Source organism: Phyllobacterium sp. P30BS-XVII, assembly GCF_014138335.1.
GTDB lineage: Bacteria > Pseudomonadota > Alphaproteobacteria > Rhizobiales > Rhizobiaceae > Phyllobacterium > Phyllobacterium meliloti.
On sequence record NZ_JACGXO010000004.1, the window covers coordinates 404358 to 418883 of the forward strand.

General features: G+C 55.2%; 11 protein-coding genes. 7 read left to right on the forward strand and 4 right to left on the reverse strand.

Going from position 1 to position 14526, the window contains the following annotated elements:
• Positions 1–32: 32 nt before the first annotated feature.
• Positions 33–3809 carry a methionine synthase gene (metH, locus tag FHW17_RS14110; protein WP_182510140.1) on the forward strand — a complete coding sequence of 1259 codons (3777 nt, stop codon included), beginning with the start codon at positions 33–35 and terminating at the stop codon, positions 3807–3809.
• Here the strand turns inward: metH and FHW17_RS14115 are convergent.
• Positions 3794–4621, reverse strand: a complete 828-nt coding sequence (locus tag FHW17_RS14115; protein ID WP_112522420.1) for a helix-turn-helix transcriptional regulator — start codon at positions 4619–4621, stop codon at positions 3794–3796. The two genes, metH and FHW17_RS14115, sit on opposite strands and share 16 nt — an antisense overlap.
• Before the next feature lie 131 nt (positions 4622–4752).
• Between FHW17_RS14115 and FHW17_RS14120 the strand changes: the two genes are divergently transcribed.
• The 5 genes from FHW17_RS14120 (at position 4753) to FHW17_RS14140 (ending at position 11339) form a co-directional block, all read left to right on the forward strand.
• Positions 4753–5979, forward strand: coding sequence for an MFS transporter (locus FHW17_RS14120; protein WP_113094952.1), 1227 nt, complete (start codon positions 4753–4755; stop codon positions 5977–5979).
• Positions 5980–6204: 225 nt separating this feature from the next.
• Positions 6205–7086 (forward strand): AraC family transcriptional regulator, encoded by an 882-nt coding sequence (locus FHW17_RS14125; protein WP_182510141.1) that lies wholly within the window; start codon positions 6205–6207, stop codon positions 7084–7086.
• Positions 7087–7242: 156 nt separating this feature from the next.
• Complete coding sequence (locus FHW17_RS14130) at positions 7243–9432, forward strand: TonB-dependent siderophore receptor (RefSeq protein ID WP_182510142.1); 2190 nt, start codon at positions 7243–7245, stop codon at positions 9430–9432.
• A 222-nt stretch (positions 9433–9654) separates the two neighbouring features.
• The gene (locus FHW17_RS14135; protein WP_113094981.1) at positions 9655–10581 is read left to right on the forward strand and encodes an ABC transporter ATP-binding protein; all 927 of its coding nucleotides are present in this window, start codon (positions 9655–9657) and stop codon (positions 10579–10581) included.
• Entirely contained in the window at positions 10578–11339 is a 762-nt protein-coding gene (locus FHW17_RS14140) for an ABC transporter permease (RefSeq protein ID WP_112522416.1), read from the forward strand. Before FHW17_RS14135 ends, FHW17_RS14140 begins: the two co-directional genes overlap by 4 nt.
• A 2-nt stretch (positions 11340–11341) precedes the next feature.
• Here FHW17_RS14140 and FHW17_RS14145 read toward each other — a convergent pair whose 3' ends face one another.
• The 3 genes from FHW17_RS14145 to FHW17_RS14155 form a co-directional block, all read right to left on the reverse strand.
• The gene (locus FHW17_RS14145; RefSeq protein ID WP_182510143.1) at positions 11342–11530 is read right to left on the reverse strand and encodes a hypothetical protein; all 189 of its coding nucleotides are present in this window, start codon (positions 11528–11530) and stop codon (positions 11342–11344) included.
• Between the two features lie 81 nt (positions 11531–11611).
• Positions 11612–12034 carry a hypothetical protein gene (locus tag FHW17_RS14150; protein ID WP_113094955.1) on the reverse strand — a complete coding sequence of 141 codons (423 nt, stop codon included), beginning with the start codon at positions 12032–12034 and terminating at the stop codon, positions 11612–11614.
• A gap of 134 nt (positions 12035–12168) precedes the next feature.
• Positions 12169–13371 carry an MFS transporter gene (locus tag FHW17_RS14155; protein WP_182510144.1) on the reverse strand — a complete coding sequence of 401 codons (1203 nt, stop codon included), beginning with the start codon at positions 13369–13371 and terminating at the stop codon, positions 12169–12171.
• A gap of 99 nt (positions 13372–13470) precedes the next feature.
• On the opposite strand from FHW17_RS14155, the gene FHW17_RS14160 reads away from it, so the two are divergent.
• Entirely contained in the window at positions 13471–14397 is a 927-nt protein-coding gene (locus tag FHW17_RS14160) for a LysR family transcriptional regulator (RefSeq protein WP_182510145.1), read from the forward strand.
• Positions 14398–14526 lie beyond the last annotated feature (129 nt).

Genomic DNA, 14526 nt, shown 5'->3' on the forward strand with positions numbered 1-14526 from the left:
CCATCCCAAGATGGCCAAGAGGCGTTTGTACGATGAATATTGCAGTCGATAATCTGTTTGGTCCCATGGGCGCTCCGCGGGACGGCTCGGAAGTGTTTGAAGCGCTGACCAAGGCGGCGCAGGAACGCATCCTGATTCTCGATGGTGCCATGGGCACGCAGATTCAGGGGCTGAGCCTTAACGAGGATGATTTTCGCGGCGACCGCTTTACGGATTGCTCTTGCCACCTGCAGGGCAATAATGACCTTCTGATTCTGACCCAGCCACAGGCAATCGAGGATATTCACTACGCCTATGCCATGGCTGGCGCTGATATTCTTGAAACCAACACTTTCTCTTCCACGACCATTGCCCAGGCTGATTACAGCATGGAAGAGGTGGTCTATGAGCTGAACCGTGATGGTGCGCGCCTTGCGCGCCGTGCTGCGATCAAGGCTGAACAGAAGGATGGCAGGCGCCGCTTCGTTGCCGGCGCGCTTGGACCGACAAACCGTACAGCCTCCATTTCGCCCGATGTGAACAATCCCGGCTATCGCGCTGTTACTTTTGATGATCTGCGCATTGCCTATGCGGATCAGGTGCGCGGTCTGATGGATGGCGGTGCCGATATCATCCTGATTGAAACGATCTTCGATACGCTGAATGCCAAGGCAGCCGTTTTCGCCACGCAGGAAGTATTCGAGGAAAAGGGCATTACGCTGCCGATCATGATCTCCGGCACGATCACCGATTTGTCGGGCCGTACGCTATCCGGGCAGACACCAACCGCTTTCTGGCATTCCGTCCGCCATGCGGAACCTTTCACGATAGGCTTGAATTGCGCCCTTGGTGCGAATGCGATGCGCGCGCATCTGGCAGAAATCTCCAGCGTTGCCGATACCTTCGTCTGCGCCTATCCCAATGCCGGACTGCCGAATGAATTCGGTCAGTACGACGAAAGCCCGGAAGCTATGGCAGAACAGCTTGAGGGCTTTGCTCAGGAAGGTCTGCTGAATATCGTCGGCGGCTGCTGCGGCTCCACGCCGGAGCATATCCGGGCGATTGCCGAGGCTGTTGGAAAATATCCGCCGCGCCAGATCCCCGATATATCGGTTCATATGCGCCTTTCCGGCCTTGAGCCATTCACGCTGACCAAGGATATCCCCTTCGTCAATGTGGGCGAGCGCACCAACATCACCGGCTCCGCCAAGTTCCGCAAACTGATCACCGCAGGTGACTTCGCCACCGCACTTGATGTGGCCCGCGATCAGGTTGCCAATGGCGCGCAGATCATCGACATCAATATGGATGAAGGCCTGATCGACAGCGAAAAGGCGATGGTCGAATTCCTCAACCTGATTGCCGCCGAGCCCGATATTGCGCGCGTGCCTGTGATGATCGACAGTTCCAAATGGGATGTCATCGAGGCCGGTTTGAAATGCGTGCAGGGCAAGCCGCTCGTCAATTCGATCTCCATGAAAGAGGGCGAGGAAGCCTTCCTGCATCATGCCAAACGCGTGCGCGCCTATGGTGCTGCCGTCGTGGTCATGGCCTTCGATACGGCGGGGCAGGCCGATACGCTGGAGCGCAAGGTTGAGATTTGTACCCGCGCCTATGAGCTTCTGACCAAGGAAGCAGGGTTTCCGCCTGAGGATATTATCTTTGATCCCAACGTGTTCGCGGTTGCCACGGGTATCGAGGAGCACAATGGCTACGGCGTTGCCTTCATCGAAGCCACGCGCCAGATCACCGAAACGCTGCCGCATGTGCATATCTCGGGCGGTATTTCGAACCTGTCATTCTCGTTCCGCGGCAATGAACCGGTGCGCGAAGCCATGCATGCCGTGTTCCTCTACCACGCCATTCAGGTTGGCATGGATATGGGTATCGTCAATGCCGGACAGCTGGCAGTGTACGAATCCATTGATCCGGAACTGCGCGATGCCTGCGAAGACGTGGTTCTCAACCGCCGCGACGATGCGACCGAACGCCTGCTTGATCTGGCCGAACGTTACAAGGGTTCGGCGGGCAAGGAGGCGCGCGAACGCGATCTTGCCTGGCGCGAATGGAGCGTCGCCGACCGCATTTCCCATGCCCTCGTCAATGGTATCACCGAATTTATCGATGTTGACACCGAGGAAGCCCGGCTCGGTTCCGAGCGGCCGCTGCATGTGATCGAAGGCCCGTTGATGGCGGGCATGAATGTTGTCGGCGATCTTTTTGGTGCCGGAAAGATGTTCCTGCCGCAGGTGGTGAAATCCGCCCGCGTGATGAAACAGGCCGTTGCTCTGCTTCTGCCCCATATGGAAGCGGAAAAGCTTGCCAATGGCGGCACGGGCGAACGCGAAAGCGCCGGTAAAGTGTTGATGGCGACCGTCAAGGGCGACGTCCACGATATCGGCAAGAACATTGTCGGCGTCGTGCTCGCCTGTAACAATTACGAGATCATTGATCTCGGCGTCATGGTGCCCGCCACCAAAATTCTTCAGACCGCAAAAGAGCTGAATGTCGATATTATTGGCCTGTCCGGTCTGATCACGCCCTCGCTTGACGAGATGGTGCATGTGGCTTCCGAGATGGAGCGGGAAGGCTTTAACATTCCGCTGCTGATTGGCGGCGCAACGACAAGCCGCGTCCATACGGCGGTCAAGATCAATCCGCGCTATCACAGCGGCCAGACTGTTTATGTCACCGACGCAAGCCGCGCCGTGGGTGTGGTGTCCAATCTTCTGTCGCCTGACACCAAGGGCGGCTTCGTTGACAATATCCGCAAGGAATATACCAAGGTCGCCGAGACCCATGCCCGCAACGAAGCGGACAAGCAGCGGCTATCGCTGGAAAAGGCCCGGGCCAATGCGCACAAGATTGACTGGTCCGGCTATGAACCGCCAAAGCCTTCGTTCTTGGGAACGCGGGTGTTTGAGAATTACGATCTTGCGGAACTGTCGCGCTATATCGACTGGACACCTTTCTTTCAGACCTGGGAGCTGAAGGGGCGTTATCCCGCTATTCTCGAAGATGAACATCAGGGTGCAGCGGCGCGGCAGCTGTTTGCCGATGCGCAGGCAATGTTGACCAAAATCATTGACGAAAAATGGTTCAATCCGAAAGCCGTCATCGGCTTCTGGCCGGCGGGCACGGTCGGCGACGATATCCGTCTGTTCACTGATGAGACGCGCGCGAAAGACCTTGCCACTCTTTATACTTTACGCCAGCAGCTTTCGAAGCGGGATGGCCGGCCAAATGTGGCGTTGTCGGATTTCGTTGCGCCGGTAGGCAGTGGCAAGCAGGACTACATTGGCGGCTTTGTTGTCACGGCGGGTATAGAAGAGATCGCCATTGCGGAACGTTTTGAGCGGGCCAATGATGATTACTCCTCCATTCTGGTCAAGGCTCTGGCAGATCGCTTTGCCGAAGCCTTCGCCGAATTGATGCATGAGAAGGTACGCAAGGAATTCTGGGGCTATGCGTCTGATGAAAGCCTGCAACCCGTCGAGCTTATCGGCGAGCCTTATCGCGGCATCCGTCCGGCACCCGGCTATCCGGCCCAGCCTGACCATACGGAAAAAGACACACTGTTCAGCCTGCTCGATGCGGAAAAGCAGATCAATGTCCGCCTCACCGAAAGCTATGCCATGTGGCCGGGCTCTTCGGTGTCAGGGATTTATCTCGCCCATCCGGAATCCTATTATTTCGGCGTCGCCAAGGTGGAGCGCGATCAGGTCGAGGATTATTCCGAGCGTAAGGACATGCCTGTCGAGGACGTCGAGCGTTGGCTTGGCCCGATCCTCAATTATGTTCCGGCGCCAAGGGCTCAAGCGGCCGAGTGAAGATAATTGCGGGGAGGCGCTCCCAGCATGCGCTTGAACATGGTGGTGAAAGCGGGAACGCTGTTATAGCCAAGGTCAAGCGCAACGCTCGTTACCGGTTCGCCTTCCGTCAAGCGGGGCAAGGCGGATAGAAGGCAGGCCTGTTGCCGCCATGTCGAGAGGCTTAATCCCGTCTCGCGCCGGAAAAACCGCGTAAAGGTGCGGCGGCTCATACCCAAGCGATCGGCCCAATCGTCTATATTTGTGCGCGGTGAAGGGTCTTTCAGAAAGCTCCGGCAGAGCGCTGCAAGTCTCGTATCATCAGGAAAGGGCAGACCAAGCGGCTGCTCTTCCAGCATGGGAATTTCATGCAGCAGCAATCCCATCATATAGGTGGCGCGCGGGCTTACCTGTTCCTGCTCCGGTGAAGCAACCACTTCACGAATAAGCGTGTCCATCAAGGGCGTCAGGCTGGTTACGTGCAGATGGCTCTTCAGCCCCTCCACCGCGTCAGGCCGCACATAGATGGAATGCATGGCCACATCACCATGCATATCCACCGCATGTCCTATTCCTGCGGGAAGCCATAAAGCGTGATGGGGCGGAACCATCCAGCGGCCGAACTTCGTTGTCACCATCGCAACACCGGTCATCGCGTGCAGAAGCTGCGACAGGCTATGGCGATGTTCAGGGATATGGCAGCCGGACGGATAGTGCGCGAGGCCCGCAACGACATCGCCCTTGGATTGCTCAAGCCATTCAAGCCTTTGAAGGTGAAGCCGTAGAAAATCTTTTGAAAAGAAGCTTGCTTCAGGAAATTTCAGATAGAGCATCGGACTTGGCCCACTTGCGAAAGAAATAGACCAAACCACGAAGGCGGGTTCTGCGCAACAAGTATATCAGAGAGGTGAAGGGGACGCGGCGGTCGCGATTCACCCCCTCATTCTCCGATGGAACGCCCGATATGACCGATACGTCCTTGCCTTTGCAGCGCTCAAGCGCTGAAACCACCGCCTTCGCGATCATCTTTGCTGTCAGCTTCTGCCATCTGCTCAATGACATGATGCAATCAATGCTTTCGGCTATCTACCCGATGCTCAAGACCAATTATGGGCTCGACTTCAAACAGATCGGTCTTCTTACCCTGACGTTTCAGGTCACGGCATCGCTGCTGCAACCTATCGTCGGCACTTACACCGACAAACGCCCCATGCCCTATTCCCTGCCTGTTGGCATGGGCTTTTCGCTTGTCGGCCTTGGCCTTCTGTCGATTGCCACGCACTATTCGATGCTGCTCATCGGGGCGGCCTTTATCGGTATTGGTTCGTCCATCTTCCATCCGGAATCGTCGCGCGTTGCCCGTCTTGCTTCCGGCGGGCGTCATGGCCTTGCCCAGTCGCTGTTTCAGGTTGGTGGCAATTTCGGCACGGCACTTGGCCCATTGCTGGCAGCCTTTATCATCCTGCCGCACGGCCAGCAGAGCATTGCCTGGTTTTCCGCAGCTGCACTCATTGGCATGATCATCCTTTATCAGGTCGGCAACTGGTATCAGCGCTATCGCGCCGCCAACTCGAAAAAGCCGCCTGCAAGCCGCGCCCTGAAACTGCCGCGCCGCAAGGTAACGATGTCGCTGATCATTCTGACATTGCTTGTTTTCAGCAAGAACATCTATCTGGCCAGCATATCGAGCTACTACACGTTTTACGTGATCCATAAATTCGGCATCACCGTGCAACAGTCGCAGCTGATGCTCTTCCTGTTCCTTGGTGCAGCGGCTGTCGGCATCATTGGCGGCGGGCTGGTCGGTGACAAGATCGGCGTCAAAACCGTGATCTGGTTCTCAATCCTTGGCGTCCTGCCGTTCACGCTGTTGATGCCCTACGCAAACCTGTTCTGGACCGGTGTGCTGACCGTATTTATCGGCCTCATCCTGTCCTCTGCCTTCCCGGCTATCGTGGTGTTTGCGCAGGAATTGGTGCCCGGACGCGTTGGGATGATTGCCGGTATCTTCTTCGGCTTCGCTTTCGGTATGGCCGGGATTGCGGCTGCGGTTCTCGGTGTTGTTGCCGACAGCAAAGGCATCGACTTTGTCTATATGATCTGCTCCTATCTGCCGTTCCTTGGCCTCCTCACCATCTTCCTGCCGAGTATGCGTGAGTTGAAGGGAGAGTCGGTGCTCGCACCGGCATAACAGGCAGCGCTATTGTTGCCATAGGGCGACAGTCGCTGAAATAACAGATCACGACGACGTCAGGTCCGGAACAGTCATGTTCCGGACCTGATTTCAATTGGACGAATGATTTCAACAGCTAAACATGATTTCTTTATTCACATTTTTATACTTAGTGCAAAACCTTCTGGAAGCGTTCTAAATCATTGTTGTTGCGCGCTATTTCACACCATATTATCCAAAAGTATGACGTTTCAACCGCGCATGAACACCAAGATCAATGGCTTTACGGTTGTGGGAGGGCTGCAACAGCGCTCCTGGGATGGCATTGCCGCCGATCTTTTCAGCGTCGATTGTGCAGCGGATGCGAGTGGCCAGTACGAAGCGAGAGACCCCCGGCTTTTCATCATCCTTGATGGGCTGAAGACCGGCACCTTCAACGTGAAACTGGACCCGCAAAGCAAAGATCTCGGCCATGAAGGGGTAGCCAACCCCATGTGCTATGTCCCGGCGGGCATGCCGCTCTGGTCCCGTCTCGACAAGGTCAAGCACATCCGCCACATTGACCTGCATTTCAATGTAAAATCTCTGGTTAAACGCTTTGGCGAAGATGTTGACCTCGGTGTCATGGCCCAGCCACGCCTGATGTTTTCCGACGCGCGTATTCTGGCGCTCGCCAATCTCGTTGCTGGAGAATGTTGTAATCCGGAGCCATTGCACCAGCTTTACGGGGAGAGTCTGGCAATCTCCGTGTTCTCGGTGCTGTTCGACATCAAGGCCAAGGCGGAACGCAAGCGAAGCAAGCTTGCCCCATGGCAATTGCGCCGTGTCACCGATTATCTCGAGGAAAACTGGATGCGACCGATCCGTCTGCAGGAATTGGCGGAGCTGGCCGGATTGTCACAATCGCATTTCGGCCACGCCTTCAAAGCTTCCACAGGCATGCCGCCACATCAATGGCAGATGAGTGTCCGCGTGCGGCGCATCGAGGAGATGCTGCTGCGCTCGAACCATAGTCTCAATCACATTGCGGAACTTGCGGGCTTTGCCGATCAGGCTCATTTCACGCGCGTATTTCGCCAACACACCGGCGTCACACCAGCCGCATGGCAACGCGCACAGAAGTAACCGGCGGACTTTAGCCCCAAAACGTTCAAAAATCCGCGGTTTCAGACAAGACCCCACCATATAGTTGAGTTAAATATTCATAATATCTTTCAGGCACATGATGATACCAGCGCGGGTGCAGCGGCGTGCGGGATCATTGTATTTTGGGGCGACACAATGACAAGAAACAACCGGACCAGCTGGGCAAGTCTTTTGCTTGCCAGCACGACACTGGGCATTTCAATTATGCCGAATGCTGCAAGCGCTCAAGAGCCCATCGTCCTGAAGGAAATCGTCATTGATGGCGGCAATGGCTCGGCAACCGGTCCCGTGAATGGATATGTAGCCAAGAAAACCCAGGCTGGCTCCAAGTCAGATATGCCGATCACTGCTATCCCGCAGTCCGTTTCGGTCGTTGGCCAACAGGAGTTGCAGGACCGCGGCGTCAAGAAAGTGGACGAAGCCCTGCGTTACACGGCTGGTATCACCGCATCGCCCTTCGGCGAAGACCCTGACACGGACTGGATTTTCATTCGTGGTTTTCAGGCAACCCAGACAGGCATATTCCTTGATGGCCTGCCGCTCTACGGTTACGGCTTCGGCGGCTTCCAGGTCGATCCGTTCATGCTTGAGCGCGTTGAAGTCCTCAAAGGCCCGGCATCCGTGCTTTACGGCGGCGCCAATCCCGGCGGCATCGTCAATATGGTCAGCAAGCGTCCACAGAAGGACCGCTTCGGCCGTATCGAAACCGGCATCAACCAGTACGGCAATGCTTATCTCGGTGTCGATGTCGGCGACAAGATCGACGAAAACGGGGTGTGGACCTATCGCTTTACTGGCCGGATAGCGGGCGGCGATCAGCAGACGGATTTTGCCGAGGACCTGCGCGGCATTATCGCACCGCAGCTGACCTATGAACCATCAGCCGATACCAAAATTACCCTGCATGGCTATTTCTCGGCTCTCGATCAGACCCATGCGGGCGGCAACTTTCTTCCCTATGTGGGCACGGTTGTCGATGCGCCATTCGGCAAGATCAGCCGCGATGCGAATTTCACTGAACCCGGCATCGATGATGGCAAATACAGGCAGGCGATGATCGGCTACGAAGTCGAGCACACATTCGATAGTGGCTGGAAACTCAGCCAGAATGTCCGCTACAGCCATTTGAGCAAACAGGAAACCAATCCTTATCCCTATGGCTATGTTGATCCAAAATTCCCCTTTGGTGGTGGCCCGAACCCGACAACACCGGATAATCTGCTGTATCGCATTGGCTTCAATCACGACACCAAGGTCGATACATTCCTGATGGACAACCGCGCCGAAAAGGAATTCACCACCGGAGCGCTTGAGCACAACTTCCTGTTTGGCGTCGACTACAAATATTTCAAGATCGATCAGGTGCAGGCGTCAGGGGGCGCAACACCGATCAGTGCCAACAACCCGGTCTATGGGGCGCCGCAGGGCTCAACCAGCGTCTATCTCGATCAGGTTCTGAAGATGAACCAGATTGGCGTCTATGCGCAGGATCAGGTGCGCTTTGGCGATGGCTGGCTGGTCACTCTGAATGGCCGCTACGATTATGTGAAAATCCAATCGGATTCGGCTGAAGGTCCCTTTTTCCCGCTGGGTCCGACTTATGAATACAATAAGAGCGCTGTCAGCGGGCGTATCGGCCTCGGCTATGAATTTTCCAACGGTGTGACGCCCTATATCAGTGCCGCCACATTCTTCAACCCGGTGATCGGCGTAACATTGGGCGATCCTTTAAAACCGGAGGAGGGCTATCAGTTTGAAGCTGGCGTCAAATATGTACCTGACTTTGTTGATGGCCTGCTGACTGCATCGGTGTTCCAGATCACCAAACAGAATGCTCTGTCGCGTATTCCGGGTACGTTCATCGACACGCAATTGGGCGAGGTCACATCAACCGGGCTTGAACTGGAAGGCAAGGTCAATATCGACCAGAACTGGAAAGCTCTGGCATCACTGACCGTCCTCGACATGGAAATCACCAAGGATGAAGACGCAAAGCTGATTGGCAACTGGCCGACAATCGTCCCCAAAGTGACGGCTGCTTTCTGGCTGGATTACACAGTCGATCAGGGTCCCTTGGAAGGTGTCAATCTGGGTGCAGGTGTTCGCTATCAGGGTGAATCCTACGCCAATAAGAGCAATACCCTCAAAGTGCCCGGTGCGACGCTGTTTGATGCGGCGATCCGATATGAAAAAGATAGCTGGGGCGTCGCTCTTAATGTCACCAACCTTTTCGACAAGGCCTATGTGAAGGGCTGCGACGGTGAGGCAGTCTGCGGTTATGGCGATGGCCGGACGTTTACGCTTTCCGCCCATACCAAGTGGTGACGCGAAAACGCTATCTATAGAATGGTCGAGTCCCGACACCCGCGATGCAAGTGCATGGCGGGTGTTTTTCTTTGCTGGTGCTCCTGACTCGATTTGTCAGGAGGTGGTTTGAAAACCTGTTCTGATCACCATATAAGGAAAACAATTCTTCCAATGATGGTTCGCATCTCCGGTTCGTTCGTCTGGAGACGCCGCGACCGAAAATTCCGTTCGGATAGTCTCATGTCATCAGCCATATCTGTTTCCAACCTGTACAAGACCTATGGTTCGGGTTTTGAAGCACTGAAGAATATCAACCTCGATATCCATCACGGCGAGATCTTTGCACTGCTCGGACCGAATGGTGCTGGCAAGACGACGCTGATCAGCACCATCTGCGGTATCGTCAATCCAACATCGGGGACGATCCTTGCCGATGGCCACGATATTCAGAAGAACTACCGCGCGGCGCGCACGAAAATCGGCCTCGTCCCGCAGGAACTGACAACGGATGCCTTTGAGAGTGTCTGGAATACTGTCAGTTTCAGCCGCGGTCTGTTCGGTAAATCGTCCAACCCTGCCCATATCGAGAAAATTCTGAAAGAACTTTCGCTGTGGGACAAAAAAGACAACAAGCTCATCACACTGTCAGGCGGCATGAAGCGCCGTGTGATGATTGCCAAGGCACTGTCGCACGAACCGGAAATTCTGTTTCTCGACGAGCCCACGGCAGGTGTCGATGTGGAATTGCGCCGTGACATGTGGAATGTAGTGCGGGCGCTGCGCGAGTCCGGTGTCACCATCATTCTGACAACCCATTACATTGAAGAAGCCGAGCAGATGGCAGACCGTATCGGTGTCATCAGCAAAGGCGAGATCATCCTGATCGAAGAAAAGAACGAGTTGATGCGCTCGCTCGGCAAGAAGCAGCTCCGGCTGCAATTGCAGGAAGAGCACAAAACCATACCGGCGGCTTTGGCCAAATATGGCCTTGAACTGACGCCAAGCGGCTGCGAGCTGATCTACAGCTATGACGCCCATGAGGACAAAACCGGCATCGCCGCCTTGCTCAAAGATCTGGACAAGGCTGGGGTAGGGTTCAACGACATTCAGACGAAGCAAAGTTCGCTTGAGGAAATCTTCGTCAATCTGGTGAGAGAACGCAAATGAACCTTTATGCGATCCGCGCGATCTATCTGTTTGAAATGCATCGCACATGGCGCACGATCATGCAGAGCATCATCTCGCCCGTTATTTCCACAAGCCTGTATTTTGTTGTCTTCGGCTCGGCAATCGGGGGACGCATCCCTGAAATCAACGGTGTCAGCTATGGTGCATTCATCGTGCCGGGACTGGTCATGCTGTCGTTGCTGACACAAAGCATCTCCAATGCTTCCTTCGGCATCTACTTTCCGAAATTCACGGGAACGATCTACGAACTGCTATCCGCGCCGGTCTCCTATTTCGAGATTGTCATTGCCTATGTCGGAGCAGCAGCGTCGAAATCGATTATCCTTGGGGTGATCATTCTGGCAACAGCCGCCCTTTTCGTGCCGATGCGGATCGACCACCCCTTTGTCATGGTGCTGTTTCTGGTGCTGACGGCAGTGACCTTCAGCCTGTTCGGCTTCATTATCGGTATCTGGGCGGATGGTTTTGAAAAGCTGCAGCTGGTGCCGCTGATGATCGTCACGCCGCTGACATTTCTCGGCGGCAGCTTTTATTCCATCAACATGCTTCCGGAATTCTGGCGCACCGTTACCCTGTTCAATCCGGTCGTTTATCTTATCAGTGGCTTCCGCTGGAGTTTCTACGGATCATCGGACGTACATATCGGAACCAGCCTTGGGATGACGGCAGTGTTCCTCGTCGTCTGTATTCTGATTGTGCGCTGGATGTTCAAGACGGGATACAGGCTGAAAAGCTAAGCCTATTCTTCCCAACGTTGCGACGGATCGCGATCATCGGTCGTATGGTTGCGCTCCTCGCTGCTGAGGAAGTCAGCTGAAATCTCGTCGGTTTTCAGCAGCAGGCCTCCATCCTGATCAGACACAGCGCCATAGGCGGCGCCGCTATCTGGCGTGGATGGTTTGAACAATATTCTCACTGTCGGACCCATACGCGTTCCCCGTACCTAAAATCGTACGCACTACCCACGACGTGTATGATGCAGGCAAAACCGGCTGAGAGTCGAGTCCCTTCAGCGGCTCCAGAGTCCATAGACGACCAAAGCCACGAACAGTGTAACGAAAGCTGCAAAAGCAATATGCAGTTTTACCAGAACACTTTTGGTTCCCGATATACGCGCATTCAATGGCCGGGTTTTCTCCGGGCGCGCACGCAGGCGCATCCGCGCCAATATATCATCCAGCGCCTTGCAGCCATCCAACTCATCCTCATGTGAGGCAATGAACCGGAACAGCGCCGCGTCGAATAGAAGATAGCCTGTTAAAAACAGGGTGATCAATCCGCCAATCATCATGAGGGGCCAAAGCCCGGCAAACAGAGCGCCGCCCTTGTCCGCGATAATGGAGGTGCCGACCATAAGTATGCAGGTAAGGACGCCATAGGTTATGGCGCGGTGCCTCAAATGATGAGCAAACTCGGCAGCATCTTCCTCCATGGCATTCCTTTCCCAAGCCTTGATGTTGTAGCCCGTGCCCGCTCATTTTATGATCATATGGGACCACCCACAATCGGAATATTGCGGAGCATCGTTCAAAGCATTCTTCAGGAACGGGCGTTAGGGCTTTGATCTTATAGGGCAAAGCGACGGAAGACCTTTTGCAGGGTAAGGGCAGTTCCAATGGCAATAACACCTGCGATTGCGACGGGTATGGCTGCGGCTTTCCAGCCAACGGCATCAACAAGACTGCCGACAACGACTGGACCAATCATCTGGCCTAAATTGCTGCCCTGCATGACAAGACCGACTGACATGGCGCCAAGTTGCGCCTCCGGCACGGCCCGTGGGGCAGCTCCCATCATCGCTGAGGGTAGACAACCGCCCACACCTGAGAAGACCACACAGAGACTGAAAATCAGCCATGTTGGTCCAGAAAGGGTGAACACAGCGACACCTGTCATTGTCATGATAGCGCTTGCCACGGCAAGCAGTAACCAGCGCGGCACACCATGACGCAGTGCAATACCAGCGCCAATATTGCCCAGAATGTTGGTCACAATGGCAAAGGCGGTCATCATGCCCGCAGCCGTACTCGATACACCCATCCGTTCGGCCAGAAGGACAGGCAGAAAGCTGAACAGAGCAAAAAACTGCAGGCCATACATGGCGAACATCATGGCCAGAAGCAGCGGACCAGCTGACGTAACTGTCTTGCCTGCATTCTTCGCTATCGTGTTCAGTGAAGGCTTTGCCCGAGGTGATTTCTCTTTCGGGACAAGGATTTGCAACAGGAGAGCGAACAGGCAGGCGACAATCGCATTGGCGAACCAGAAAACGCGCCAGCCATCAATGGCAAGACCAAGCAGAATCGCCAGTGCGATTCCAGCCGGCATGTAGCAACTCCAGAATGCGAAAACGAGATCGCGATCCTGTGCCGCGGCAATGCGATTGAGGATGGCAGACCCGGCAATGACCACGAACAGCAAACCGGTTCCTTCCAGAACACGCGCCGCCAGCAGGATGTTGAAGGTTTCGGTCGATGCGCCAATTGCGCTGCCCAATGCAATGCCAAGAAGCCCAGCGACAATCAGATTTCTGTCGCCAAAGCGCGTTGTGGCCGCTCCGGCAGGAATACCGCCCACCACCGCAAGCAAGGCGAAGATCGACATCACCCATCCGGCCTGACCAAGGTTCAGGTGAAAATCATTGCGCAATGCGGGAATGGCAATGGCCGCTTTCCCCACCTGAAGCGCGGCAACGACACCGCTTGCGATAACAAGGATTGTGGAGAGACGATCGGTTTTAAGGGCGGACAGGCTACTGATTTCAGTCACGACAGATATCCGGGAGAATTGCACTGCCCGCATCATCGCATGCCAATTCCATCGATGATATTGACAAAATATGGCTCAATATGATCGATTAAATAGATCATGTTGGATGCACTCACACTTGATCAGATGCGCATGTTTGTTGCTGTCACCGAGACCGGCAGCTTTCGCGCGGCGGCAACTCAGCTGTCACGCGTACAATCTGCCATCAGCCACTCAATCGCAGGCATGGAAACACAACTCGGCCTTGCACTGTTTGACCGTTCGGGCCATCGGCCAGTTCTGACATCAGAGGGGCAAGCACTCCTTGCCGATATCAGAGCGATCCTGTTGAAGGTGGATACGATGCGGGCCCGGGCGCGGGGATTGGGTGAGGGGCTCGAACTTGGCATATCCATCGCGCTTGATCCGCAATTTCCGGTTGAACTTGTGGCGAGCGCCTTGAAAGCGGTACAGGATGCCTATCCCTCCGTTGGTGTACGGCTGACCATCGCCCCCATGGGAACGCCAATTGCAGCCTTGCGCGAGCGCCGATGCACAATGGCCATCATGGCGTTGGACATGCCTGACCCGATGATAGAATTGGAAGAGCTTGCCTTTCTCTGGCGCGTTGCCGTCGTCTCGCCGCACCATCCACTGGCGCTACGTGCTGCACCTGGACCTGCGGTCACTGCGGCGGAGCTTGCCGATCATGTCCAGATTGTTGGTGAGGACCCCTCGCACCTGACAGAGGGCCGCGATTTTCACGTTCTGTCGCCGCGAACCTGGCGGGTCAGTGACAATGACACCAAGCGGGTTCTCATCCTGAAAGCCATTGGTTGGGGCAACCTGCCAATCTGGCTGGTTGAAAAGGATTTGAACGAGGGAAAGCTGGTGCGGGTGCCCACAGCCGAGTATGGCCAGAAGGGCGAAACCATGCTGCGCGCCTATATTGCACACCGTTCCGATGAGCCGTTGGGGCCTGCCTCGCGGCTGTTTCGCAAGGCGCTTATCGAGCAGGTTCAGCAGGAAAAAATATCCGCGCCCTGAATGTCCCGCTTTGCCATTGCTTCTGGAAAACCCACTTTGGGACTCCTCTACGGTTGTACTGCCCCCTGTTCTGCACTAGGTGCTAACCGCGAACACACGCACTCTCTGGGGGAAATATAATGCTTTGCC